This is a genomic window from Streptomyces virginiae (genome assembly GCF_040638905.1).
Classification (GTDB): domain Bacteria; phylum Actinomycetota; class Actinomycetes; order Streptomycetales; family Streptomycetaceae; genus Streptomyces; species Streptomyces virginiae_B.
In genome coordinates this window covers 143,304-167,726 of the sequence record NZ_JBEZYV010000003.1, presented here as the reverse complement: position 1 = coordinate 167,726, position 24,423 = coordinate 143,304, and the positions used below count along the sequence as shown (strand labels likewise).

Here is a 24,423-nt window from a genome sequence, read left to right as displayed (position 1 = left end):
GCCACAGACACTAGAGCCATTCTGTTCAAATTTCAACCACTGGGGGACGCGCCTGCGGTTTCTGTGAAGGTCCTACAACCGGAGATGGCCCCATCTGGCGGAGTCCTTACTTCCACTGGTGGTTCTGTGCGGGCCGGACAGCGGAAGACTCCCGAGACTGTGCGGAATGAACGGAGGTTTTTCATCACGATCTTCGTAAGGTCGGTACATGACCGTTGTGGACCAGATCCCGAGCGAGCCGACGGACGCCCGTGGGCGCGTGGCCGAGCTGCACTCCCTGCGCGAGCAGGCGCGGCGTGGACCGAGTGACCGTGCGACCGAGGCCCAGCACGCGAAGGGCAAGCTGACGGCGCGCGAGCGCATCGCACTGCTCCTCGACGAGGGTTCCTTCAAGGAGGTCGAGCAGCTGCGCCGCCACCGTGCGACCGGCTTCGGCCTCGAAAGCAAGAAGCCGTACACCGACGGTGTCATCACCGGCTGGGGCACGGTCGAGGGCCGCACGGTCTTCGTCTACGCGCACGACTTCCGGATCTTCGGCGGCGCCCTGGGCGAGGCCCACGCCACGAAGATCCACAAGATCATGGACATGGCCATCGCGGCCGGGGCCCCGCTGGTCTCCCTCAACGACGGCGCCGGCGCCCGTATCCAGGAGGGCGTCTCCGCCCTCGCCGGCTACGGCGGCATCTTCCAGCGCAACACCAGGGCCTCGGGCGTCATCCCGCAGATCTCCGTGATGCTCGGCCCGTGCGCCGGCGGAGCCGCGTACTCCCCGGCCCTCACGGACTTCGTCTTCATGGTCCGAGACACTTCGCAGATGTTCATCACCGGCCCGGACGTGGTCCGTGCGGTGACCGGCGAGGAGATCACCCAGAACGGCCTCGGCGGCGCCGACGTGCACGCCGAGACCTCTGGTGTCGCGCACTTCGCGTACGACGACGAGGAGACCTGCATCTCCGAGGTGCGCTACCTCATCTCGATGCTGCCCTCCAACAACCGCGAGAACCCGCCCGTCCACGAGACGAGCGACCCGGCGGACCGCCGCAGCGAGGTCCTCCTGGACCTGGTCCCCGCGGACGGCAACCGCCCGTACGACATGCACAAGGTCATCGAGGAGCTCGTCGACGACGGCGACGTCCTGGAGATCCACGAGCGATGGGCCCGCAACATCATCTGCGCCCTGGCGCGCATGGACGGCCAGGTCGTCGGCATCGTCGCCAACCAGCCCGCCCACCTCGCCGGCGTCCTCGACATCGAGGCCTCCGAGAAGTCCGCGCGCTTCGTCCAGATGTGCGACGCCTTCAACATCCCGATCATCACGCTGCTGGACGTCCCCGGCTTCCTGCCGGGCGTCGACCAGGAACACGGCGGCATCATCCGCCACGGCGCCAAGCTGCTGTACGCGTACTGCAACGCCACCGTCCCGCGGATCTCGCTGATCCTGCGCAAGGCCTACGGCGGCGCGTACATCGTCATGGACTCCCAGTCCATCGGTGCCGACCTCACCTACGCCTGGCCCACCAATGAGATCGCCGTGATGGGCGCCGAGGGCGCGGCCAACGTCATCTTCCGCAAGCAGATCGCGGACGCCGAGGACCCCGAGGCCATGCGCGTGCGCATGGTCAAGGAGTACAAGGCCGAGCTGATGCACCCGTACTACGCGGCCGAGCGCGGCCTCGTCGACGACGTCATCGACCCTGCCGAGACCCGCGAGGTGCTCGTCAGCGCCCTCTCGATGCTCCGCAACAAGCACGCCGATCTGCCGTCCCGCAAGCACGGCAACCCGCCGCAGTAACCGCGAAGGAGATCTGCCACCCCATGACCCACGCCTCTGACACCCTGCTCCGCGTCGAGAAGGGCAATGCCGAGCCCGAGGAGCTGGCCGCGATCACCGCGATCCTGCTCGCCCGCGCCGCTGCCGCGCCCGAGGAGACCCCGGTCCGCCTGCCGCGCCAGGCCGGCTGGCGCCGCCTGGAGCGCACCCCGGGCTTCCGCGCCCCGCACAGCTGGCAGGGCTGAGCCCCGTAGCTCCCGGAAGACCGGAAGGCCCCGCACCCGTCCAGGGTGCGGGGCCTTCCGCGTACTGCCGTTCGTACGTACCGCCGCGGACAACGCCCGGACCGTACCCGCCCAAGGCGAAGGCCCCCGCGTCGTGGACACAGGGGCCTGTCCGATGCGGCCGCGGCGGCGGTCCTACCGCAGGCGCGCCATCAGGGCGTGCTCGACGAGCGTGATGAGCGCGCTCTTGGCGTCCGCGCGGTGGCGGGCGTCCGTGGTGATGATGGGGGCGTCGGGGCCGATCTGCAGGGCCTCGCGGACTTCCTCCGGCGTGTAGGGCTGGTGCCCGTCGAAGCCGTTGAGGGCGATGACGAAGGGCAGGCCGCTGTTCTCGAAGTAGTCGACGGCGGGGAAGCAGTCGGCGAGACGGCGCGTGTCGACGAGCACGACGGCGCCGATGGCGCCGCGGACCAGGTCGTCCCACATGAACCAGAAGCGGTCCTGGCCGGGGGTGCCGAAGAGGTACAGGATCAGGTCCTGGTCGAGCGTGATGCGACCGAAGTCCATGGCGACCGTGGTGGTCGTCTTGTCACCGGTGTGGGTGAGGTCGTCGATGCCCGCGCTCGCGGACGTCATGACGGCTTCGGTGCGCAGCGGGTTGATCTCGGACACGGCTCCGACGAACGTGGTCTTGCCCACGCCGAAGCCGCCCGCCACCACGATCTTCGCGGAGGTGGTGGAGCGGGGAGCCGCTCCGCCGTTAGAGCTTGCGAAGTCCACTGAGCACCCTTTCGAGCAGTGTCACGTCTGGCTGGCCACCGGCAGACTCGTCGCCGCCGGGCTGGTGAATGGCGACAAGGCCCGCCTCCGCCAGGTCGGCGACGAGGATGCGGGCGACACCAAGAGGAATGGAGAGGAGTGCCGAGATCTCCGCGACGGATTTGATCTCCTGGCACAGGCGGCAGATGCGCTGGTGCTCGGGCAACTGCCCTTGCATGCGCGCGGGATCCGCCGTGGTACTGACCAGCGCCTCGATGGCGAGCTGGTAGCGCGGCCGAGTACGGCCGCCGGTCATCGCGTACGGGCGCACCAGCGGGTTGTGGGCCTTCGGGGCCGGCTGCCGCGCGGCGCGCGGAGGCGGCTGCGGAGGCATCTGGGGCTGCTGGGGCTGGCCGTACTGCTGGTAATGGTTCTGCTCCGGCACGGGCCGGCTTGGCGCGGAGGGGAAGTTGAAGCGGTTCTGGTCGTGCCCACCCTGCGGCTGCTGCGCGCCGCCATAAGGATGTCCTCCGGGTGTTGTCACGTTTCCTCCTCCGACTCCAAGAACGCAGTACTCCCTGTGGAACCGCGCCACCGCACCCTACGGTGCGATGGCGCGAAACGCACTGCCTGTTTGCTAGTTGAGAAGGCTTCCCTGCAGTTCGGCGCGCAGGTCCGGGGTCAGGACACTGCCCGCACGATCCACCAGAAGAGCCATCTCGTAACCCACGAGGCCGATGTCGCACTCCGGGTGCGCCAACACCGCGAGGGACGATCCGTCCGAGACGGACATCAGGAACAGGAATCCCCGGTCCATCTCGACCACGGTCTGATTGACGGCGCCACCCTCGAAGATGCGGGAGGCACCGGCGGTCAGCGAGGTCAGTCCGGAGGCCACGGCCGCCAGCTGATCGGCGCGGTCGCGCGGAAATCCGTCGGACATCGCCAGAAGAAGGCCGTCGGCGGAGACCACCACCGTGTGCGACACCCCTGGGGTGTTGTCCACGAAGTTGGTGATCAACCAGTTCAGGTTCTGTGCCGCCTGGCTCATCGGGCTCACACTAACGCTCCTGGTCATAGCTGTTACTTGACTGCTCAGTACCCGCGCTGCGTCCCTGCTGGACACCTCGCCGCAGGTTGCTCAACCTGCCGCGGACGTCCTCCGGAGCGCGGGAGACCTGGGGGCCGCCCTGCGGGGTCGTCTCCGCTGCGCCCTCGACCAGGTTGGCCTTGGGCACGCGCCGAGGGAGACCGGACGGGGTGACCCCGCCCGCCTTCGGCTCACGGAGTTTGGCGGCCTGCTGCCAGCGCTCGTCGTTGCCCGAGCGCCACGCCGTGCCACCGTCCTGGTCCTGGTCCTGCTTCGGCGCCGCGTCCTGCCGCTGACGCTGCGGCCGCTGCTCGAAGAGGGACCCGGAGGACTCCGCTTCCTGCTGTGCCGGCTGCCACTGCTGCTGGCTGCCGCGTCGCGGCAGGCCCGCTCCGGTCATGTGGTGACCGGTGTCGGCAGCGGCGCCCGGACGGTCGAAGCCTACGCGCTCCGCGGCCGGTTCGGGGACGGCCTGGGATTCCGATTCAGTCCCGTAATCCTGCTGGTAGGCAGCCGGATACGTGTTCTGTTCGGGCCACTCGGCCTGCCCCGACCGGGCGTCGTACCCGCCGTCGTAGCCCTGAGTGCTCGACTGCTGGTCCGGGTAGCCGTCTTCCGTATAGGCGTAGTCCTGCTGCGGGTACGCCTCGTACCCCTGCTCCGTGCGCTGTCCGTCGTACGAGGGTTCGTAACCCTGCTCGGACTGCTGCTCGTAGCCCTGGTACGGCTGGTAGCCGTGCTCAGGCTGAGGTTCCGGATAATCCTGGCCGCCCTGGTCGGCGTAGCCCTGCTGCTCCTGCGGGAAGCCGACCTGGGCCTCCAGGGCCGCGCGGCGCTCCTCGCGGCCGAGGGAACGGACCACGGGGTCCAGGCCGGGCCCCTCGCCGCCCTGCTCGTAGCGCGAGTCGTCGAAGCCGAGCTCCGCCGCCGTGCGCATCGGGGCGGCCTGCTGGGCCTTCTGCTCCGGGATGATCTGGGAGACCGTGAAGTCGTCGTCCGGGATGCCCTCGCCACCGCCACCGTGCGTGATGGCGTCGGGAAGCATGATCAGCGACGTGGTGCCGGCCGCCTCGCCCGACGGGCGCAGCTGGACGCGGATGTTGTGGCGGTCCGCCAGCCGGCCGACCACGAACAGACCCATGCGCTGCGAGATCGCGGCGTCCACGGTCGGCGGGTTGGCGAGCTTGTGGTTGATGTCCGCGAAGTCCTCGGCGGTGAGGCCGATGCCCTTGTCGTGGATCTCGACCATGACGCGGCCGTCGGGCAGACGCGTGGCGTTGACGCGCACCTTGGTCTGCGGGGAGGAGAACGTGGTGGCGTTCTCCAGCAGCTCGGCGAGCAGGTGCACGAGGTCGGTCACGGCCTGGCCGTGGATCTCGGCCTCGGAGACGCCGGAGAGCTCGATGCGCTCGTACTGCTCCACCTCGGAGGAGGCGGCGCGGAGCACGTCCACGAGGGGCACGGGCTGGTCCCAGCGGCGGCCCGGCTCCTCACCCGCGAGGATGAGGAGGTTCTCGCCGTTGCGGCGCATACGGGTGGCCAGGTGGTCCAGGCGGAAGAGGTTCTCCAGCTGGTCCGGATCGGCCTCGTTGTTCTCCAGGTCGGTGATGAGGGTCAGCTGGCCCTCGATCAGCGACTGGTTGCGCATGGAGAGGTTCGTGAAGATCGCGTTGACGTTCCCTCGCAGGAGCGCCTGCTCGGCTGCGAGCCGGACCGCTTCCCGGTGGACCTGGTCGAACGCGCGCGCGACCTCGCCGATCTCGTCCTGGGAGTCGATCGGGATCGGGTGGACGCGGGTGTCGACCTTGCCCGGGTCGGTGCGCGAGAGCTGGTCGACGAGCGACGGCAGGCGCTGCTCGGCGATGTCGAAGGCGGCGCTGCGCAGGCGGCTCATCGCACGGCCCATCTGGCGGGCCATCATGCCGGCCAGGATGAACGCGGCGAGCAGGGCCACGACCACGATGGCGCCGTTGGTGATGGCGTCGGTGCGGGCGTCGTCGGAGACCGCGACGGCGTCGTTGACGGCCTTCTCGAGGAGTTCCTTCTCGATCTCGTCGTAGCCGTCGAACTTCGCGGTGGCGGCGTACTGCCAGGCCGTCGGCGTGGTGCCGCCCTCGATGACCTTCTTCTTGGGGTCGCCGCTGGCGATGGCCTCGGTCATGCCGGTGAGGATCGACTTGTTGATCGGCGAGACAGGCGGGGACTTGAAGGGGGTGCCGGCCTGCTCGGCGGCGCCCTTGGCCTCGGCGAGCTTGGCGGCGCCCTCTTCGGCCTTCTTGCCCATGACCGTCTTCAGACGGGCCACGTCCTCCTCGGTACCCGCCGCGACGTACTCGCCGATGGCGATTTCCTCGAGGTAGGCGTAGGAGGAGAAGGCGACGAGCTGGGCCTTGCGGGTGTTCTCGTCGGCGCTCGGGCGCACCAGGAGGTGCGTGCCGACGGAGCGCTGGAGCGAGTTCGCCGCCTTGGCGAGCTGGATCGCGTAGACCATGCGGCCGTACGAGGTCACGTTGCCGGTGCCGAGACCGAGCTCGTTGGCGAACTGCATGAGGTAGTGCTGGACCGTTACGTAGCCCTCTTCGGTCGGGATGGGACCGAAGGAGGTGGGCGGGTTCTTCTTGGGGCTCTCGATCCCCGCCTGGTACGCGGTCTGGCGGACGTCCGTCAGCTTGGGCTCCTCCGTACGGAAGAGCTCCAGACGCCGTTCCATGCCCTGGTTCTTGGGCATGTCCTGGACGACCTTGTCGAACTTCTCCTTCGCGGCGGTGGTCGCCGCGTAGGCCTTGCTGACCTTGTCGTCCTTGGTCAGGCCGTTCAGGAGCGGCTCGGCCGTGAGGTCACGCTCGTTGAGCAGTGCCTGGCTGTATTCCGAGGCCGCCTGAACGACCCGGGCTATCTGCTCGGCGTCCTGGGCCTCGTTCCACGTGTCGATGGAGCCCTTCACCTGGAAGCCGCCCATGACCAGGCCCACGAGGGCCGGCACGAGCAGGATGGCGTTCAGGCGGGTCGGCACGCGCCAGTTGCGGGGGGAGAACCGGCTGGTGCTCCCACTCTTCACAGGCGGTTCCACGGGCACGTCGGCGGGCGACGCGGCCGCTCGCGGCGGCGGGGTGAAGTTGCCGCGCGCGGGTTCATCCGCGGGGCTTGCGTTGCTTCGCCTCACTCGACCAACAACCTCTCGGCGGTGCTACTAGCTAGTTCGTTGAATTCCAGCACGGTTGACGGCCCTGTTCCAAACAGTTGAAATCCGCCGTTCCTAGAGACTTATGCCTCACATAAATCGGACAAAAAGAGCGTCCCGCTGCAAAAACCGGGGCGGTTGTGAGCGCAGCGGTACCGACCGAACGCAACCCGTTGCCAACCGGCTTCAATTCTCTGTCGAAACGTTATGAACGACAGGGGCGGGCCGTGTCATACGACACAGCCCGCCCGTCCCGTGCGGCAGTTGGAGCCGCTCCGCTACTTGAGCCGCGCCATCAGGGCGTGCTCGACGAGCGTGATGAGCGCGCTCTTGGCGTCCGCGCGGTGGCGGGCGTCCGTGGTGATGATGGGAGCGCCCGGACCGATCTGCAGCGCCTCGCGGACTTCCTCCGGCGTGTACGGCTGGTGTCCCTCGAAGCCGTTGAGCGCCACGACGAAGGGCAGGCCGCTGTTCTCGAAGTAGTCGACGGCGGGGAAGCAGTCGGCGAGACGGCGCGTGTCGACGAGCACGATCGCACCGATCGCGCCGCGGACCAGGTCGTCCCACATGAACCAGAAGCGGTCCTGGCCCGGCGTACCGAAGAGGTACAGGATCAGGTCCTGGTCCAGCGTGATGCGACCGAAGTCCATGGCGACCGTGGTGGTCGTCTTGTCACCGGTGTGCGTGAGGTCGTCGATACCGGCGGAGGCGCTGGTCATGACGGCTTCGGTGCGCAGCGGGTTGATCTCGGACACGGCTCCGACGAACGTGGTCTTGCCCACGCCGAAGCCGCCCGCCACCACGATCTTCGCGGAGGTGGTGGAGCGGGGGGCCGCTCCGCTAGATGTTCCGAAGGCCACTGAGCACCCTTTCGAGCAGCGTTACATCCGGCGTGCCGCCGGCCTCTCCATTGCCCGGCTGGTGGATGGCCACCATGCCGGCCTCCGCCAGGTCGGCGACGAGGATGCGTGCCACGCCGAGCGGCATGGAAAGCAGCGCGGAGACCTCGGCGACCGACTTGACCTCGCGGCACAGGGTGCAGATGCGCTGGTGCTCCGGGAGCAGGCCGGACAGGTGCATCGGATCGGCGGTGGTGCTGACCAGCGCCTCGATGGCGAGCTGGTAGCGGGGCCGGGTCCGGCCGCCGGTCATCGCGTAGGGACGCACCAGCGGCTGATCGCCTTCCGAGTACGAATCTCCGTACGCATCGGGATAGGCGGGGGGCGGGGTCATTGATCCTCCGGGCTGGACAGCAGTGGTCAGCGTGCCGTCTGACGGGGCGGCCGGTGGGGGGAACGGTATGACGGCCTGGCGGTGGTACTGGATTCCGGGGCGCGGGCCCCGGTCTCCCGGCCGGTAGTACCGTCCGGCCGGGAGCTGGGAAGTCAGCCGAGCAGGCTTCCCTGCAGTTCGGCGCGCAGGTCCGGGGTCAGGACACTGCCCGCGCGATCCACCAGAAGAGCCATCTCGTAGCCCACGAGGCCGATGTCGCACTCCGGGTGCGCCAGCACGGCCAGCGAGGATCCGTCCGAGACGGACATGAGGAAGAGGAATCCCCGGTCCATCTCGACCACGGTCTGGTTGACGGCGCCACCCTCGAAGATGCGGGAGGCACCGGCGGTCAGCGAGGTCAGTCCGGAGGCCACGGCCGCCAGCTGATCGGCGCGGTCGCGGGGGAACCCGTCGGACATCGCCAGAAGGAGGCCGTCGGCGGAGACCACCACCGTGTGCGACACCCCTGGGGTGTTGTCCACGAAGTTGGTGATCAACCAGTTCAGGTTCTGTGCCGCCTGGCTCATCGAACTCAACTATCGCTCCTGCTGGTAAGTGGGGTCGATGTGGTAACTGCCGGTCGTCTGGCTGTTGTTGCCAGCCTGACGGCCCTGCTGGATACCGCGTCGGAGGTTGGTCAGACGGCCGCGGACGTCGTCCGGCGCCCGCGAGACCTGCGGTCCCGCCTGCGCGTCGGCCTGCTGCTGCGCAGTGCCGGCCACGAGGTTCGCCCGCGGTACCCGGCGGGGCAGCCCCGACGTCGTGATGCCGCCGGCGGCGGGCTGGCGCACGCGCTCGGCCTGCCGCATCAGCTCGTCGTTCGGCGAGGACTTCCAGCTGACGGTCGGCATGGCACCGGTCGTCGCTGCGGCGGGCTCGGCCGCCTGCTCCTGGCCGCGCTGCGGCAGCTGCTGCTGCGGGGCCGGGGAGGACTGCTGCGGCTGCTGGGGTACGGCCGGGCCCTGCGCGGGGGGCTGCTGCCCCTCCTCGCGGAACCAGTTCGACTCCAGGGTGTCGAAGATCGGGCTGCGGGCGTCGCCGGAGTTCTGGGCCGGCGGCAGCGCCTCGGGCCGGTGGCCCTGCGGCAGCCGCGGCGCCTCGGGGCGCGCGGGCGGCACGGGTGCGTACTCGCCGCCCGGCTGCGGAGCCTGCGGCTGCATGTGCTGCGGCTGAGGCTGCTGGGGGGCCTGCGGCTGGCGGGCGAACCCGCCGACACCGGGGCCGCCGGGCCGCTGGGGCTGGTAGCCCGGGCGCTCGAACTGGCCCGTGGCGGACGGGTCGACGGGGCCCCGTACGTCCGGACGCTCGAACTGGCCGGTGGTGCTGCCCACGCCGTCGCCCTGGGGCATCGGCGCGTTGAAGTCCGGGCGCGCGAACTCGGCCGTCGAGCCGGGGCCCGAGAGCTCGTCGTGGCCACGGGCCTGGTCCGAACCCCAGCTGGTGGCCTGCGGGCCGGGCAGCTCCGGACGGGCGCCGGCGCCACCGCGCGGCGGCAGCTGCGGCCGGGGACCGGTCGGCTGCTGCTGAGCCTGCTGAGCCTGCTGAGCCTGCTGTGGCTGGGGCTGCTGAGCCTGCTGCTGCGGACGCTCGAAGCCGTTGCCCTGCGGGAACCCGGGCTGGCCGGACGCGGGACGGCCCTGCGGGCCACCGCCGAAGCCGACGCTGGGTACCGGACCGCGGTTCGGCAGCGGGCCGCCGGCGCCGAAGGCGCCCTGACCCTGGCCCGCGGTGGTCGGACCGCCCTGCTGCGGACGGGCACCGGGAGCACCGGGAGTACCGGGGCCGCCCTGGGGCCGTCCGCCCTGCGGACGCTGCTGACCGGGCGCGCCGTCGCGTCCCGGCAGGGCGGCGCGCTGGCCACCCCCCGCGACCTGACCGCGCTGCGGGCCGGTGCCCACGGAGGGACGTCCGCCCGGACCGGGCACCGAGGCCTGGGCACCGGGAGCGCCCTGGGCGCCGCCCGGACCGCCCTGGCCCGGCGTCGGGCCCGGCTTCTTGCCGCCCTGGGCGACGTCCACCGGCAGCATGACGAGTGCCGTCGTACCACCCGAGTCGGAGGGGCGCAGCTGGATGCGGATGCCGTGTCGCAGGGACAGGCGGCCGACCACGAACAGACCCATGCGGCGGGAGACGGAGACGTCCACGGTGGGCGGCGACGCGAGCCGCTCGTTGATCGCGGCGAGGTCCTCCGGGGAGAGACCGATGCCGGTGTCGTGGATCTCGACGAGCACGCGGCCGTCGGGCAGCGCGTGACCGGTGACCTTGACCTTGGTCTGCGGGGAGGAGAACGAGGTGGCGTTCTCCAGCAGCTCGGCGAGGACGTGCACGAGGTCGTTGACGACACGGCCGGCGACGTCGGTGCCGGGAACCGAGGCCAGTTCGACGCGCTCGTACTGCTCCACCTCGGACGCGGCGGCGCGGAGCACGTCGACCAGCGGGACGGGGCGGGTCCACCGGCGGCCCGGCTCCTCGCCCGCGAGGACGAGGAGGTTTTCGCCGTTACGGCGCATGCGGGTCGCGAGGTGGTCGAGCTTGAACAGGGAGGAGAGCTGGTCCGGGTCGGCCTCGCGCGACTCCAGTTCGGAGATGAGCGACAGCTGACGCTGGATGAGGCCCTGCGAGCGGCGCGAGAGGTTGGTGAACATCGCGTTGACGTTGCCTCGCAGGAGGGCCTGCTCGGCGGCGAGGCGGACCGCCTCGCGGTGCACGTCGTCGAACGCCGCGGCCACCTGGCCGATCTCGTCGCGGGTATGCACACCGACCGACTCCACGGAGGTGTCGACGTCCTGCGGGTCGGACTCGGACAGCTGCTTGACGAGCTCGGGCAGGCGGTCCTGGGCGACGCGCGTCGCGGTGTCCTGCAGGCGGCGCAGCGAGCGGATCATGGACCGGGCCATGACGAAGGCGCCGACGAGGGAGACACCGAGGACGAGGAGGATCAGCGCACCGTTGATGATGGCGTCCTGCTGGGCCTCGCTCTTCAGCTCGCGGGCCTTCTGCTCCATCTCCTCGAGCAGGGTCAGCTCGATGACCTTCATCGCCTGGAGCTTGGTGCCGTCCGCGTCGTACCAGTCCAGCCAGGACCGGTTCTTCTCGCGGAGGAAGGCGTCCTGGCTGGTCAGCACGCGGCGTGCGTAGTGGTCGGCGCTGGAGATCTCCGAGTTGCTGTCGCCCAGACCCGCGAGGAGTTCCTCGGTGCGGCCCTGGTAGACGAGCTCGAAGGTGGTCTTCGCCTGCTGCTCGCCCTTCTGCGCGGAGAGGGCGTAGAGCCGGTCGTTCTCCTGCAGCTTGCCCTGCTTCTCGTTGGTGTCGGGAAGCGAGGCGGCGATGATCGCGCGCTGGATGGAGGCGTACTCCTTGGCGGCGGAGAACGCGGCCAGGGCACGCGTACGCTTGATCATCTCCGGGTTGGAGGTGGCCTGCGCCATGTCCTGGGAGAGCGAGAGCAGCGAGACGATCATCGCGTTGTACTCGCTGACGGTCTGCTGGGCGCCGGTGGTGTACGCCTTGTTGCGGACCGTCTCGATGTTCGCGATTTGACGGCCGATCTGCAGCACGTTGTTGCGGATCGACTTGAGGGTGTCGTCCTTCTTGCCCGTGCTGTCGACCCGGTCGGTCGCGGCGGTGAAGGCCTTGGCGGCGACATCGGTCTGCGCGCGGGCACTGTCGACCTGGCTGTTGCTCTTGCCCTGGGAGATCGAGAGCGGACCTGCGGAGAGGTCGCGCTCCTCCTGGAGCATGGCGGCCAGGTTGGTGGCCTGTCGCGTCATCGTCGTCAGCAGCTGCATGTGCTCGAGCTGCGCGATGTCGTTGAGCGAGTCGTTGATGCGGAAGCCGCCGAGCGTGGTGGCGGCGACGACCGGCAGGGTCAGCAGCGACACGAGTCGCGTGCTGATGCGCCAGTTCTGCAAGGCGAGGCGGGATCCGGGCCCACTGGGGGCCTTCGGTATCGCCACGTCCTGCTCAGCCGACCCGGCCGCCTTCTCCTTGGACCTGCCGTCCTTGGACTTGGCCTTCAGGCTCCTCGCGCGGCCCTTCGCCTTCACCGCGGCGGAGGCGTCGGGGCCTGCGCCTTCGACAGCCGGCCCGCGGTTCTGGGCGTGCTGGGGCGAGGAGCCACGGTCGGTCCCGCCGCGCGGCTCCTGCTCCGCCGCAGCGCTGCCATCCCTCTTGAATCGTCCCTGCACTAGCGTCGCAACCTCTGGACCAGGCGTCCCGCCGGGCGACCGGCGGAACGGTGTCGAGTCGTGGGGCACTTTCGGCCCCATGGTGGTCGTCGGTGACCGGCGCGTCTCCCTTTCTCTCCGCCGCACGGCGCTGAGTCGCGCCACCTGCGCGCCGGACTGAGTCCCGCGGCGGTCCCGCGAATTCCAGCACAGTGGCGGATCTCCAACAAGGTGCGTGTGTCACCCCGGAGAGTCGGTCACGACTTGTGACCGACCCATTACGCGATGTGCGACCGCATTCGGTCGAAATCGGACTTACGCCATGTAAACAACACGGCTGGCAAGGTGTCCCAGTCGAGATGATCAGGAGCGGAATGGCGCATTCAGTGGCGCAATGTCCGTTTCGTTGCGTCTGATTGACTGTCCATTATGGCGGAAATGTCTGGTCACGGGTGAGCAAACTCACATAGCCGTGGCCATTACTTCCTGGTTCGGCAGGGGATTCAGATGTTTAGCCTTGCCCCTTAAAGGGTTGGCGCCAGGGCTGGTGCGGGCGCCGGCCGACATCCACAGACCGAACCGAGGACCCCGAACTCCGATGAAGACGACGACGATGTTCCGCAACATAGCCAACCCCCGCCGCACCACCCTCGCGCACCTCAAGGACGCCGAGGAGCTGCAGGCGGCACCGGCCACCCCGGAGCACGCCGTCGAGCTGCCGACGCAGACCGCCAACCCCCGGCGCACGGTCCTGATGGACGCGCCGGTCGCCGCCGCCGCGCAGTAATCCGCCCCGCACGGAACGTCAAGCGCCGCCGCCGGCCGCGTTAGCCTGGGGAACGCAGACTCCAGCCAGCGGAAACAGAGGGGCAGACGCAACACGTGCGCATCGCCAGGTTCTCGATCGACGGCAATGTCGCGTTCGGCGCGGTCGAGGGCGACGCCGCCCCCGGCAACGAAGCGTCGCTCGTGCTCGACATCATCAAGGGCATCCCGTTCGCGGACTTCGAGCTCTCCGGTACGAAGGTCCCGCTGAGCAAGGTCCGGCTGCTGCCGCCCGTGCTCCCGAACAAGGTCGTGGCCATCGGCCGCAACTACGCGGAGCACGCGGCGGAGCTCGGCAACGAGGTCCCGGACGCCCCGATCACCTTCTTCAAGCCGTCCACCTCCGTGGTCGGCCCGGGTGACCCGATCACCTACCCCTCCTTCTCCCAGGACCTCCACCACGAGGCGGAGCTCGCCGTGGTCATCGGCCGCATGTGCCGCGAGGTCCCCAAGGAGCGCGTCAAGGACGTCATCCTCGGCTACACCTGCGCCAACGACGTCACGGCCCGTGACGTCCAGCAGCGGGAGAAGCAGTGGGCCCGGGCCAAGGGCTTCGACAGCTCCTGCCCCCTCGGCCCCTGGATCGAGACCGACCTGGACCCGGCGGACCTGACCATCCAGTGCACGGTCAACGGCCAGCAGCGCCAGCTGGGCCGCACCAGTGACATGGTGCGCTCCATCGAGGACCTCATCGTCCACATCACCGAGGCCATGACGCTGCTCCCCGGCGACGTCATCCTCACGGGGACCCCGGCCGGAGTCGGCCCCCTCAACGTCGGCGACGAGGTCGCCGTCACCATCGAAGGCATCGGCACTCTCACCAACAAGGTGATCAAGCGTGGCTAACGGACCCTCCCCCAAGCTCTCGGCTCCGCTGGAGCAGGGGGTACCCCCTCGCGTACGTTTCTGTCCCTCCCCGACCGGCAACCCCCACGTGGGCCTGGTCCGCACCGCCCTCTTCAACTGGGCGTTCGCCCGCCACCACGGCGGTACGTTCGTCTTCCGCATCGAGGACACCGACGCGGCGCGCGACTCCGAGGAGTCCTACGAGCAGCTGCTCGACTCGCTGCGGTGGCTCGGCTTCACCTGGGACGAGGGCCCCGAGGTCGGCGGCCCGCACGCCCCGTACCGCCAGTCCGAGCGCATGGACATCTACAAGGACGTCGCGCAGAAGCTCCTCGACGGCGGCTACGCCTACCACTGCTACTGCAGCACCGAGGAACTGGACGCGCGCCGCGCCGCCGCCCGTGCCGCCGGCAAGCCCTCCGGCTACGACGGCCACTGCCGCGAGCTCACCCGCGTGCAGATCGAGGCGTACCAGGGCGAGCACCGCCCCGCGATCGTCCGCTTCCGGATGCCGGACGAGCCCATCACCTTCACCGACCTGGTCCGCGGCGAGCTGACCTTCACCCCGGACAACGTGCCGGACTTCGGCATCGTCCGGGCCAACGGCGCCCCGCTCTACACCCTGGTCAACCCGGTCGACGACGCGCTGATGGAGATCACGCACGTGCTCCGCGGCGAGGACCTCCTCTCGTCGACCCCCCGCCAGATCGCCCTCTACAAGGCGCTGATCGAGCTGGGTGTCGCCAAGAGCACCCCCGCCTTCGGCCACCTGCCGTACGTGATGGGGGAGGGCAACAAGAAGCTCTCCAAGCGCGACCCCGAGGCCTCGCTCAACCTGTACCGCGAGCGCGGCTTCCTCCCCGAGGGCCTGCTGAACTACCTCTCCCTCCTCGGCTGGTCCTTCTCCAAGGACCAGGACGTCTTCTCGATCGAGGAGATGGTCCAGAGGTTCGACATCGACGGCGTGAACGCCAACCCGGCGCGCTTCGACCTGAAGAAGGCCGAGTCGATCAACGGCGACCACATCCGCCTGCTCGACCCGAAGGTCTTCGCGGACCGCTGCGCCCCGTGGCTGCAGGCCCCGCACGCCAACTGGGCGCCCGAGGACTTCGACACCGAGGCCTGGGAGCGCATCGCGCCGTACGCCCAGACCCGCGTGGGCGTCCTGTCGGAGATCACCGCCAACGTCGACTTCCTGTTCCGCAAGGAGCCCGTCGAGGACCAGGCCTCCTGGGACAAGGCGATGAAGGGGGAGCCGGCGGCCCTGCTGACCAGCGCCCGCGAGAAGCTCGCCGACGCCGACTGGTCGGACCCCGAGTCCCTCAAGCAGGCCGTCCTGGCCGCCGGCGAGGCCCACGGCCTCAAGCTCGGCAAGGCCCAGGCCCCGGTACGCGTCGCCGTCACCGGCCGCACGGTCGGCCTGCCGCTCTTCGAGTCCCTGGAGATCCTGGGCAAGGAGCGCTCGCTGGCCCGCATCGACTCCGCCCTGGCCAAGCTGGCCGGCTGACCGGCCCGCACGACCCGCACGTCCCGCAGGGGGCGGCTGCCCGTACCTCCGGGCAGCCGCCCCCTGCGGCGTTGTCGGCGGCGTCCCACAGGCTCCGGCGGAACCGAGCACCCCGCGCCTCCCCGGGATCGGCCGGGTGACGCCGCCCACGGGCCGGGTCGTGGCCCGCGACCCCTTCGTGTGGCGGGTCACCTGTTTCCTGGCGGACTTCCTCGTCGTGCCCACCGAGCGGGTGCCCGCGGCGTAGGCTCTGGCACATGCCGATCCGCGCCGTGCTGTGGGACATCGACGACACCCTCTTCGACTACACGGGGGCCGACGCGGCCGGACTCGCGGCGCAATTGGAGGCCGTCCGGCTCGCGGAACGGTACGGCACCCCCGCGCAGGCCCTCGCGCGCTGGCGGGAGATCACCGACCGGCACTGGGCGCGCTTCGCGGCCGGGGTGGGCACCTTCCAGGGGCAGCGGCAGGAGCGGGTACGGGAGTTCCTCGACGAGCCCCGCATGACCGCGGCCGAGGCGGACGCCTGGTTCGACCAGTACGTCGAGCACTACAAGGCCGCCTGGGCCGTCTTCCCCGACGTGGTGCCGGCGCTCGACGCCCTCGCGGCCGACTACCGGCACGGGGTGCTCTCCAACTCCTCCACCGCCAACCAGGACCCCAAACTGCGCCACCTCGGGCTGCGCGAGCGCTTCGAGGTGCTGGTCTGCGCCGTGGAGCTCGGCGTCAGCAAGCCCGAGGCGGAGGCGTTCCTCGCCGCCTGCGAGGCCCTGGGACTGCCGGCCGAGGAGGTGGCGTACGTGGGGGACCAGCCCGAGATCGACGCGCGCGGCGCCCGTGACGCTGGGCTGCTGGCCGTCTGGATCGACCGGGACGGCCGCCGAGGGGCCGGTCCCGAGGGCGCGCACCGGATCGAAGGCCTTGACCGGCTGCCGGAGCTGCTGGGACGGGATACCCGTTTTGGAGCACGGTCAGGCATCCGGTAATGTTCTTTCTGCGCCGCCGGAGCGGGCCGAAAGGCCGGACGGAGGCGCCACTCGAAAGAAAAGTCCACAAGGGCTTGACTTTTGGTGGGGTATAGTGTAATTGGCAACACGAGGGTTTCTGGTTCCCTTATTCTAGGTTCGAGTCCTGGTACCCCAGCGCAGTGCAGTAGTGACGCAGTGCTTTGCCCCCGTTGTGTAGCGGCCTAGCACGCCGCCCTCTCAAGGCGGTAGCGCCGGTTCGAATCCGGTCGGGGGTACAGATCCTTCCCGCAAGATCTTCATTGGGTAGCTCCCGGACGTCTTGATGCAGGATCGCTAGGGCCCCCGTTGTGTAGCGGCCTAGCACGCCGCCCTCTCAAGGCGGTAGCGCCGGTTCGAATCCGGTCGGGGGTACTGGTCTGGTATAGACCACATTGGGCTATGGTGTAATTGGCAACACGAAGGTTTCTGGTTCCTTTGTTCTAGGTTCGAGTCCTGGTAGCCCAGCGCAGTACAAGCAAGCCCCCGTTGTGTAGCGGCCTAGCACGCCGCCCTCTCAAGGCGGTAGCGCCGGTTCGAATCCGGTCGGGGGTACGCATCGAAGAGGCCCTTCGCGTTCATCGCGGAGGGCCTCTTCGCTGTGCGCCGGCGGCTCTCCCCGCGCGGACGTACGTGACGTAAGTACGGGCCCGGAGGCGCGTGTTCGGACGTGTGCGGCGTCGAACGCGCCCCCGGACCCGGGGGTGAACGGATGGGGTCGGGCGTCAGCCGGAGCGGCGCAGCGCCTCCGTGAGCCGGGCGGCCGCGTCGATGACGGCCTGTGCGTGCATGCGGCCCGGGTGGCGGGTCAGCCGCTCGATCGGCCCGGAGACCGACACGGAGGCCACCACGCGGTTCGACGGCCCGCGCACCGGCGCCGAGACGGACGCCACGCCGGGCTCCCGCTCGCCGATCGACTGCGCCCAGCCGCGGCGCCGTACGCCCGAGAGCGCCGTCGCCGTGAAGCGCGCCCCCTGAAGGCCGCGGTGGAGCCGCTCGGGCTCCTCCCAGGCCATCAGGATCTGCGCGGCCGAACCGGCCTTCATCGGCAGGGTCGAGCCCACCGGGACGGTGTCCCGGAGGCCGGACAGCCGCTCCGCGGCCGCCACGCAGATGCGCATGTCTCCCTGACGGCGGTAGAGCTGCGCGCTCTCGCCCGTCACGTCACGGAGGTGGGTGAGTACCGGTCCTGCCGTGGCCAGCAGGCGGTCCTCGCCGGCCGCGGCGGCGAGCTCCGCCAGCCGCGGACCGAGGATGAACCGGCCCTGCATGTCCCTCGCCACCATCCGGTGGTGTTCCAGTGCCACGGCGAGGCGATGTGCCGTGGGTCGTGCGAGCCCTGTCGCCGCGACCAGCCCGGCGAGGGTGGCCGGACCGGACTCCAGTGCGCTCAATACCAGAGCTGCCTTGTCGAGAACGCCGACGCCGCTAGAGTTGTCCATGAAACGATATTCGCGTCTCACACTGTGAAACGCAAGTTCAATTTTTCCAAGAACCAGCGAGTCTGTATGTGCGGGTCCACGAACCACTGGGTCCGAGCCGTCGTCCGGGACGTGGGGTACGGGCGTCCGGCGCACGAGATCTCTATGAAGCGCCGGCACAACCCGCCGGCCGGAGGGAAAGCGATGGGTAGGACACTCGCGGAGAAGGTCTGGGACGACCATGTCGTCCGGCGCGCCGAAGGCGAGCCCGACCTCCTCTTCATCGATCTGCACCTGCTGCACGAGGTGACCAGCCCGCAGGCCTTCGAAGGACTGCGCCAGGCCGGCCGCAAGGTCCGACGCCTCGACCTCACCATTGCGACCGAGGACCACAACACCCCCACCCTCGACATTGACAAGCCGATCGCGGACCCCGTCTCCCGGGCCCAGCTGGAGACGCTGCGGGCGAACTGCGCCGAGTTCGGCGTGCGCCTGCACTCGCTGGGCGACGTCGAGCAGGGTGTCGTCCACGTCGTGGGACCGCAGCTGGGCCTGACCCAGCCCGGCACCACCGTGGTCTGCGGTGACTCGCACACCTCCACGCACGGCGCCTTCGGCGCGCTGGCCTTCGGCATCGGCACCAGCCAGGTCGAGCACGTGCTGGCCACCCAGACCCTGCCGCTGGCCCGCCCGAAGACGATGGCGATCACCGTCACCGGCGAGCTGGCCGAGGGGGTCACCGCGAAGGACCTGATCCTGGCGATCATCGCCAAGATCGGTACCGGCGGCGGCCAGGGCTACATCCTGGAGTACCGAGGCGAGGCCATCGAGCAGCTCTCGATGGAAGCCCGCATGACCATCTGCAACATGTCGATCGAGGCCGGCGCCCGGGCGGGCATGATCGCCCCCGACCAGACCACCTTCGACTACCTCCGCGGCCGCGACCACGCCCCCGTGGGCGAGGACTGGGACGCGGCCGTCGCGTACTGGAAGACCCTGCGCACCGACGAGGACGCGGTCTTCGACGCCGAGGTCGTCATCGACGGCGCCGGGCTGTCGCCGTTCGTCACCTGGGGCACCAACCCGGGCCAGGGCGCGCCGCTGTCGGCGGAGGTCCCCGACCCGGCTTCGTACGAGGACCCTTCGGAGCGCCTCGCGGCCGAAAAGGCCCTGGAGTACATGGGGTTGACCGCCGGGCAGCCGCTGCGCGACATCAAGGTCGACACCGTCTTCGTAGGTTCCTGCACCAACGGCCGGATCGAGGACCTGCGCGCCGTCGCCGGGATCATCGACGGCCGCAAAGTCGCCGACGGCGTACGGATGCTGGTCGTCCCGGGCTCGGTCCGTGTCGCCCTCCAGGCCGTGGAAGAGGGCCTGGACAAGGTCTTCAAGGAGGCCGGCGCCGAGTGGCGGCACGCGGGCTGTTCGATGTGCCTGGGCATGAACCCCGACCAACTCGCGCCCGGTGAGCGCTCCGCGTCCACCTCCAACCGCAACTTCGAGGGCCGGCAGGGCAAGGGCGGGCGCACCCACCTGGTCTCCCCGCAGGTGGCCGCCGCCACCGCGGTGCTGGGCCATCTGGCCTCGCCCGCCGACCTGTCCGCCGCCGACGCGACCGCCGGAGTCTGAACCATGGAAGCCTTCACCGTCCACACCGGCCGGGCCGTCCCGCTGCGCCGCAGCAACGTCGACACCGACCAGATCATTCCGGCCCACTGGCTCAAGAAGATCACCCGCGACGGGTTCGAGGACGGGCTGTTCGAGGCCTGGCGCAAGGACCCGGAGTTCGTCACGAACCGCCCCGAGCGCGCCGGCGCGACGGTGCTCGTCGCAGGCCCCGACTTCGGCACCGGCTCCTCGCGCGAGCACGCCGTCTGGGCCCTGCAGAACTTCGGCTTCAAGACGGTCATCTCCTCCCGCTTCGCCGACATCTTCCGCGGGAACTCGCTGAAGAACGGCCTGCTGACCGTCGTGCTCCCGCAGGCGACCGTCGAGCAGCTGTGGAAGCTCACCGAGGCCGACCCCACCGCCGAGATCACCGTCGACCTGGTCGACCGCCAGGTGCGAGCGCAAGGCGTGGTGGCCGAGTTCGAACTCGACGACAACGCACGCTGGCGTCTGCTGGAAGGCCTGGACGACATCTCGCTCACCCTTCAGAACGAAGCGGACATCGCCACCTACGAAAGCGCCCGCCCGGCCTTCAAGCCGCGCACGATTCAGGCCTGATTCCTGCCTGATCAGCGCTTATTCACCCTCGGGTGATCACATCACCAACACTGTGCCCCCCGCTCTCCGGCGGGGGGCACAGCCGTTTGTTGAGGCCCCGTGAGGCGACAACTCGCCCCAGATGGCACAATCTGTGCATGGAACGCGACAGTCAACTCGAGCTCTACGAACTCGTCGCGGACCGGCTGAAAGAAGCACACACACGGGTGCGCTCACTGCAAGTCCCGGAGGGCGTAAGGATGGCGCTGTCCCGGAAGCTGTTGGTCGTCACGGCCGCGACGAAGCATGATCTCGCCGATGCGGCAAGGCGCCTGGACAGGTTGATGAAGGACCTCGACGAGGGTCGATTCCCTGAAGGCGACTGATGCGAAGGAACTCCGTAACCGCCTCCGGCGTTGCGGCACTAGGGTGATTAGCCCGTTTCGTGTTTGATTTGCGGTATATATCCGCCTAACGTGCGAAATAAGCTTGAACACATTCGTTCTGGCGATGTCTCCGAAGGGGAAGACGTGAACAAGGCGCAGCTCGTAGAAGCGATTGCCGACAAGCTGGGCGGCCGCCAGCAGGCCGCGGACGCTGTCGACGCGGTACTGGACGCGATCGTCCGCGCTACCGTCGCGGGCGACCGGGTCTCGGTCACGGGCTTCGGCTCGTTCGAGAAGGTCGACCGTCCGGCCCGTTACGCCCGCAACCCGCAGACGGGTGAGCGCGTCCGGGTCAAGAAGACCTCCGTGCCTCGTTTCCGCGCCGGCCAGGGCTTCAAGGACCTGGTCAGCGGCACCAAGAAGCTGCCCAAGGGCGGCGAGGTGTCGGTGAAGAAGGCGCCGAAGGGCAGCCTCACCGGCGGTGCCTCCGCGACGGTCAAGAAGGCCGCGGCGAAGAAGGCCACCACCGCCAAGAAGTCCGCGGCGAAGACCACGGCCGCGAAGCAGGCCCCGGCGAAGAGGACCACCGCCACCGCCAAGAAGTCGGCCGTGAAGAGCACGGCCACGGCGAAGAAGGCGACGTCCACCGCCAAGAAGGCCACCCCCGCCAAGAAGGCCACGACCGCGGCGAAGACCACCGCCGCCGCGAAGAAGACCGCCCCGGCGGCCAAGAAGACCACCGCAGCGACGAAGGCGCCGGCCAAGAAGACGGCGACCCGCAAGGCCACCGCGAAGAAGACCACCGCCCGCAAGAAGTAAGGGCACGAGTCACACACGCCGGGCCGGCTTCCCCCTCCGGGGAAGCCGGCCCGCGGTGCGTTCCCGGGCCGCCGGCCGCCCCTTGGGCGCCGCGGCCGACCGGTTCAGAAGGTCTGGAGCGTGATCAGGGTGATCCGCAGCTCCGCGCCCTTGCCGTCCGTCTCGATCCGGACCCGCTGCCCCGGCCGCAGCAGCCGCAGGCCGCCCGCGTCGAACGCCGGGGCGTCGAAGGACACCGGGGTGCCGTCGTCCAGCAGCACACTGCCGCTGCGGGTCTGGGAGTCGTACGTGTACGCGGTCGCCTGCATACCCGCACTGTATCGGGCCGTGTGACGACCCACACCGAGGGCGAAGGCCCTGCGCAGGTCGGCCGCGGTGTCCACGTCCCGGCGCACGCTGTCCACGCCCGCCAGTGCGATTTCCACCGCTCCCGAGGCGGAATGCCTGGCCCGCGACGGCCCTCCGAAGGACGGGGCCAATTCGACGTCCGGTGCGGCGGAAAGCAAGGTCGTCCCGATTCCGGCCGCATCCGCCAGAAATGCCCGTGGAAATGCCGAGGCGTTTTCGAGCACGCGTAGCAATTCGGGGGGCCGCAAGGCCGGCAGGTCGGCGTTCATCGCCGCGACCGCGGTGCCGGGCCGCCCCTCGCGCGCCGCCCGCGCGCCGTGCGCCAGCGCCGCGTTGAGCCCGGCCGCCGGGGCGTCCGGGACGATCCGCGCCCCCAGCCTGGCCAGTTCCGCACCGGCCCCCGAGTCGTCCGTGACGACCACCACATCCGCGACCGCGGCGCAGGCCAGCGCCCCCGCGACGGTGTCCTGGGCGAAGGCCAGGGCGAGCCCCGGCCGGGAGGCCCCCACGGCAGCGGCAAGACGGCTCTTGGCCACCGCCAGGGGTTTCAGGGGGACCACCAGACTCCAGACGGCGTTCGTGACGACCCCTTCCCTCCGGTGCGCTCCGGCCCCTCCCCGGGCCGAGGCCGGGTCACGGCCGGGTCATGTGTCGCCCCATTGTCGCCCCCGCCCGGGCAGCCCGGGAGTCCGGCGTCCTGAGCGGGGCGTACGGTGTTCTCGACAGAGACGGGGCCCGGGGCGACACTTGTCCGGCCGACGACGAGGTGCCCCAGCCGCGCTCCGGTCCTAGAGGAAGGTGTCCGAGTGTCCCGCCGCAGAATCGGCTTCTGGTACCGCCTGGCGGCGGTCATCGCAAAACCGCCGCTGGTAGTGCTGTTCAAGCGGGACTGGCGGGGAATGGAGCACATTCCGGCCGACGGCGGCTTTATCACGGCCGTCAATCACAACTCGTATCTGGACCCGCTCTCCTACGCGCACTTCCAGTACAACACCGGCCGGGTGCCCCGATTGCTCGCCAAGGCCGCCCTCTTCAAGGTCCCCTTTGTCGGGTCGATCCTCCGCGGCAGCGGGCAGATCCCCGTCTACCGGGAGAGCACCAACGCCCTGGACGCATTCCGGGCCGCAGTCGACGCCATCGAGCGCGGCGAATGCGTCGCCTTTTACCCCGAGGGCACCCTGACCAGGGACCCCGACATGTGGCCGATGGCCGGCAAGACCGGTGTCGCCCGCGTCGCGCTGATCACCAAGGCGCCGGTCATTCCGGTGGCCCAGTGGGGCGCCAACCTCGCGATGCCGCCGTACGCCAAGGAGAACAAGGTCCGGCTCTTCCCGCGCAAGACCCTCCAGGTGCTCGCCGGACCGCCCGTCGACCTCTCGCCCTTCTACGACCGGGAACCCACCCCGGACATCCTCAAGGAGGCCACCGAGGCCATCATGGCGGCCGTCACCGGCCTCCTGGAGGAGGTGCGGGGGGAGACCGCGCCCGAGCAGCCGTACGACCATCGCAACGCCAGGGCGGAACAGCGGCGCAAGGCCGCAGGGGAGGGCTTGAAGTGACACGTCCCATGAAGGCGACCGTCTTCGGAACAGGCTCCTGGGGCACGGCCTTCGCCATCGTGCTCGCCGACGCCGGCTGCGAGGTGACCCTCTGGGGCCGCCGCCGCGAGGTCGTCGACGCCATCAACACCGGCCGGACCAACCCGGACTACTTCCCGGACGTCGAACTCCCCGGGAACATCCGGGCCACCCACGACCCGGCCGAGGCCGCCGCGGGCGCCGACTTCACCGTCCTGGCCGTCCCCTCCCAGACCCTGCGCGACAACCTCGCCGCCTGGGCCCCGCTGCTGGCCCCCGACACGGTGCTCGTCTCCCTGATGAAGGGCATCGAACTCGGCACCGCCAAGCGGATGAGCGAGGTCATCGAGGAGGTGGCCAAGGTCCCCGCGGAGCGGATCGCCGTCGTCACCGGGCCCAACCTGGCCGCCGAGATCGCCGCCCGCCAGCCCGCGGCCTCCGTCGTCGCGTGCGTGGACGAGGCTGTGGCCCAGCGCCTCCAGGCCGCCTGCCACACCCCGTACTTCCGCCCGTACACCAGCACCGACGTCATCGGATGCGAGCTCGGCGGCGCCGTCAAGAATGTCATCGGCCTCGCCGTCGGCATCGCGGACGGCATGGGCCTCGGCGACAACACCAAGGGCTCGCTGATCACCCGCGGCCTCGCCGAAGCGACCCGCCTCGGCGTGGCCATGGGCGCCGACCCGCTCACCTTCTCCGGCCTCGCGGGCCTCGGCGACCTCGTCGCGACCTGCTCCTCGCCGCTCTCCCGGAACCACACCTTCGGCACCAACCTCGGCCGCGGGATGACCCTGGAGGAGACCATCGCGGTCACCAAGCAGACCGCCGAGGGAGTCAAGTCCTGTCAGTCGGTGGCCGATCTGGCGGGCCGGCACGGGGTGGACATGCCGATCACCGAGACCGTGGTGGACATCGTCCACCACGGCAAGCCGACCCTCGTGGCCCTGAAGGAACTGATGAGCCGCAGCGCCAAACCGGAACGTCGCTAACTCCTTTCCGGACGCATGAGCGGGTACTCTCAT

Annotated in this window: 21 protein-coding genes, 5 tRNA genes and 1 pseudogene; 17 read left to right on the top strand and 10 right to left on the bottom strand. The window is 69.8% G+C overall.

Annotated elements, in window-relative coordinates; genetic code table 11:
* The first annotated feature begins 208 nt into the window (after positions 1-208).
* Entirely contained in the window at positions 209-1,792 is a 1,584-nt protein-coding gene (locus AB0F82_RS06670) for an acyl-CoA carboxylase subunit beta (protein ID WP_356810566.1), read from the top strand.
* Between the two features lie 23 nt (positions 1,793-1,815).
* Complete coding sequence (locus AB0F82_RS06665) at positions 1,816-2,016, top strand: acyl-CoA carboxylase subunit epsilon (protein ID WP_362624640.1); 201 nt, start codon at positions 1,816-1,818, stop codon at positions 2,014-2,016.
* A gap of 174 nt (positions 2,017-2,190) precedes the next feature.
* Here AB0F82_RS06665 and AB0F82_RS06660 read toward each other — a convergent pair whose 3' ends face one another.
* From AB0F82_RS06660 to AB0F82_RS06625, 8 genes are all read right to left on the bottom strand, one after another.
* Positions 2,191-2,775 (bottom strand): GTP-binding protein, encoded by a 585-nt coding sequence (locus tag AB0F82_RS06660; RefSeq protein WP_007266770.1) that lies wholly within the window; start codon positions 2,773-2,775, stop codon positions 2,191-2,193.
* Positions 2,756-3,298 (bottom strand): DUF742 domain-containing protein, encoded by a 543-nt coding sequence (locus AB0F82_RS06655; RefSeq protein WP_356810564.1) that lies wholly within the window; start codon positions 3,296-3,298, stop codon positions 2,756-2,758. The genes AB0F82_RS06660 and AB0F82_RS06655 overlap by 20 nt, the downstream gene beginning before the upstream one ends.
* A gap of 93 nt (positions 3,299-3,391) precedes the next feature.
* Entirely contained in the window at positions 3,392-3,805 is a 414-nt protein-coding gene (locus AB0F82_RS06650) for a roadblock/LC7 domain-containing protein (RefSeq protein WP_030037347.1), read from the bottom strand.
* A gap of 10 nt (positions 3,806-3,815) precedes the next feature.
* Entirely contained in the window at positions 3,816-7,007 is a 3,192-nt protein-coding gene (locus AB0F82_RS06645) for a nitrate- and nitrite sensing domain-containing protein (protein WP_362624638.1), read from the bottom strand.
* A 296-nt stretch (positions 7,008-7,303) separates the two neighbouring features.
* Positions 7,304-7,885, bottom strand: coding sequence for a GTP-binding protein (locus AB0F82_RS06640; protein WP_046776286.1), 582 nt, complete (start codon positions 7,883-7,885; stop codon positions 7,304-7,306).
* Positions 7,866-8,258 (bottom strand): DUF742 domain-containing protein, encoded by a 393-nt coding sequence (locus tag AB0F82_RS06635; protein ID WP_030037344.1) that lies wholly within the window; start codon positions 8,256-8,258, stop codon positions 7,866-7,868. Before AB0F82_RS06635 ends, AB0F82_RS06640 begins: the two co-directional genes overlap by 20 nt.
* Positions 8,259-8,410: 152 nt before the next feature.
* Positions 8,411-8,824 (bottom strand): roadblock/LC7 domain-containing protein, encoded by a 414-nt coding sequence (locus tag AB0F82_RS06630; protein WP_030846990.1) that lies wholly within the window; start codon positions 8,822-8,824, stop codon positions 8,411-8,413.
* 9 nt (positions 8,825-8,833) lie between these two features.
* On the bottom strand, positions 8,834-12,484 hold the full coding sequence (locus tag AB0F82_RS06625) for a nitrate- and nitrite sensing domain-containing protein (RefSeq protein WP_362624635.1): 3,651 nt from the start codon (positions 12,482-12,484) through the stop codon (positions 8,834-8,836).
* A gap of 577 nt (positions 12,485-13,061) precedes the next feature.
* Between AB0F82_RS06625 and AB0F82_RS06620 the strand changes: the two genes are divergently transcribed.
* From AB0F82_RS06620 to AB0F82_RS06580, 9 genes are all read left to right on the top strand, one after another.
* Positions 13,062-13,250, top strand: coding sequence for a hypothetical protein (locus AB0F82_RS06620; protein WP_030029864.1), 189 nt, complete (start codon positions 13,062-13,064; stop codon positions 13,248-13,250).
* A gap of 95 nt (positions 13,251-13,345) precedes the next feature.
* Entirely contained in the window at positions 13,346-14,134 is a 789-nt protein-coding gene (locus tag AB0F82_RS06615; protein WP_356810561.1) for a fumarylacetoacetate hydrolase family protein, read from the top strand.
* A complete protein-coding gene (gene gltX, locus AB0F82_RS06610) occupies positions 14,127-15,641 on the top strand; it encodes a glutamate--tRNA ligase (protein ID WP_362624632.1) in 1,515 nt (504 codons plus the stop codon). Before AB0F82_RS06615 ends, gltX begins: the two co-directional genes overlap by 8 nt.
* Before the next feature lie 257 nt (positions 15,642-15,898).
* Entirely contained in the window at positions 15,899-16,627 is a 729-nt protein-coding gene (locus AB0F82_RS06605; protein ID WP_356810559.1) for an HAD family hydrolase, read from the top strand.
* Between the two features lie 85 nt (positions 16,628-16,712).
* Positions 16,713-16,784, top strand: a tRNA-Gln gene (locus AB0F82_RS06600).
* 27 nt (positions 16,785-16,811) lie between these two features.
* A tRNA-Glu gene (locus tag AB0F82_RS06595) sits at positions 16,812-16,884 on the top strand.
* A 63-nt stretch (positions 16,885-16,947) separates the two neighbouring features.
* Positions 16,948-17,020: transfer RNA gene (locus AB0F82_RS06590), tRNA-Glu, on the top strand.
* 21 nt (positions 17,021-17,041) lie between these two features.
* Positions 17,042-17,113 (top strand) — tRNA-Gln (locus AB0F82_RS06585).
* A 14-nt stretch (positions 17,114-17,127) separates the two neighbouring features.
* Positions 17,128-17,200 (top strand) — tRNA-Glu (locus tag AB0F82_RS06580).
* A 170-nt stretch (positions 17,201-17,370) separates the two neighbouring features.
* On the opposite strand, the gene ndgR is transcribed toward AB0F82_RS06580, so the two are convergent.
* Positions 17,371-18,087 carry an IclR family transcriptional regulator NdgR gene (gene ndgR / locus AB0F82_RS06575; RefSeq protein WP_007266782.1) on the bottom strand — a complete coding sequence of 239 codons (717 nt, stop codon included), beginning with the start codon at positions 18,085-18,087 and terminating at the stop codon, positions 17,371-17,373.
* A gap of 183 nt (positions 18,088-18,270) precedes the next feature.
* Here ndgR and leuC point away from each other — a divergent pair, with 183 nt between their 5' ends.
* The 4 genes from leuC to AB0F82_RS06555 all read left to right on the top strand — a co-directional run bounded on the left by leuC (position 18,271) and on the right by AB0F82_RS06555 (position 21,476).
* Complete coding sequence (gene leuC / locus AB0F82_RS06570) at positions 18,271-19,695, top strand: 3-isopropylmalate dehydratase large subunit (RefSeq protein WP_356810558.1); 1,425 nt, start codon at positions 18,271-18,273, stop codon at positions 19,693-19,695.
* Positions 19,696-19,698: 3 nt separating this feature from the next.
* Positions 19,699-20,292, top strand: coding sequence for a 3-isopropylmalate dehydratase small subunit (gene leuD, locus AB0F82_RS06565; protein WP_356810557.1), 594 nt, complete (start codon positions 19,699-19,701; stop codon positions 20,290-20,292).
* A gap of 137 nt (positions 20,293-20,429) precedes the next feature.
* Positions 20,430-20,657: a hypothetical protein gene (locus AB0F82_RS06560; RefSeq protein WP_033222859.1), complete on the top strand. Its 228-nt coding sequence runs from the start codon at positions 20,430-20,432 to the stop codon at positions 20,655-20,657.
* 144 nt (positions 20,658-20,801) lie between these two features.
* Positions 20,802-21,476, top strand: a complete 675-nt coding sequence (locus tag AB0F82_RS06555) for an HU family DNA-binding protein (RefSeq protein WP_362624627.1) — start codon at positions 20,802-20,804, stop codon at positions 21,474-21,476.
* Positions 21,477-21,781: 305 nt separating this feature from the next.
* Here AB0F82_RS06555 and cofC read toward each other — a convergent pair.
* Positions 21,782-22,387: pseudogene (gene cofC, locus AB0F82_RS06550) on the bottom strand (2-phospho-L-lactate guanylyltransferase); the annotation flags it as partial.
* A gap of 243 nt (positions 22,388-22,630) precedes the next feature.
* Here cofC and AB0F82_RS06545 point away from each other — a divergent pair.
* Together AB0F82_RS06545 and AB0F82_RS06540 are read left to right on the top strand one after the other, a co-directional pair.
* A complete protein-coding gene (locus AB0F82_RS06545) occupies positions 22,631-23,383 on the top strand; it encodes a lysophospholipid acyltransferase family protein (protein ID WP_362624623.1) in 753 nt (250 codons plus the stop codon).
* Complete coding sequence (locus AB0F82_RS06540) at positions 23,380-24,390, top strand: NAD(P)H-dependent glycerol-3-phosphate dehydrogenase (protein WP_356810554.1); 1,011 nt, start codon at positions 23,380-23,382, stop codon at positions 24,388-24,390. Before AB0F82_RS06545 ends, AB0F82_RS06540 begins: the two co-directional genes overlap by 4 nt.
* The last annotated feature ends 33 nt before the right edge of the window (positions 24,391-24,423 follow it).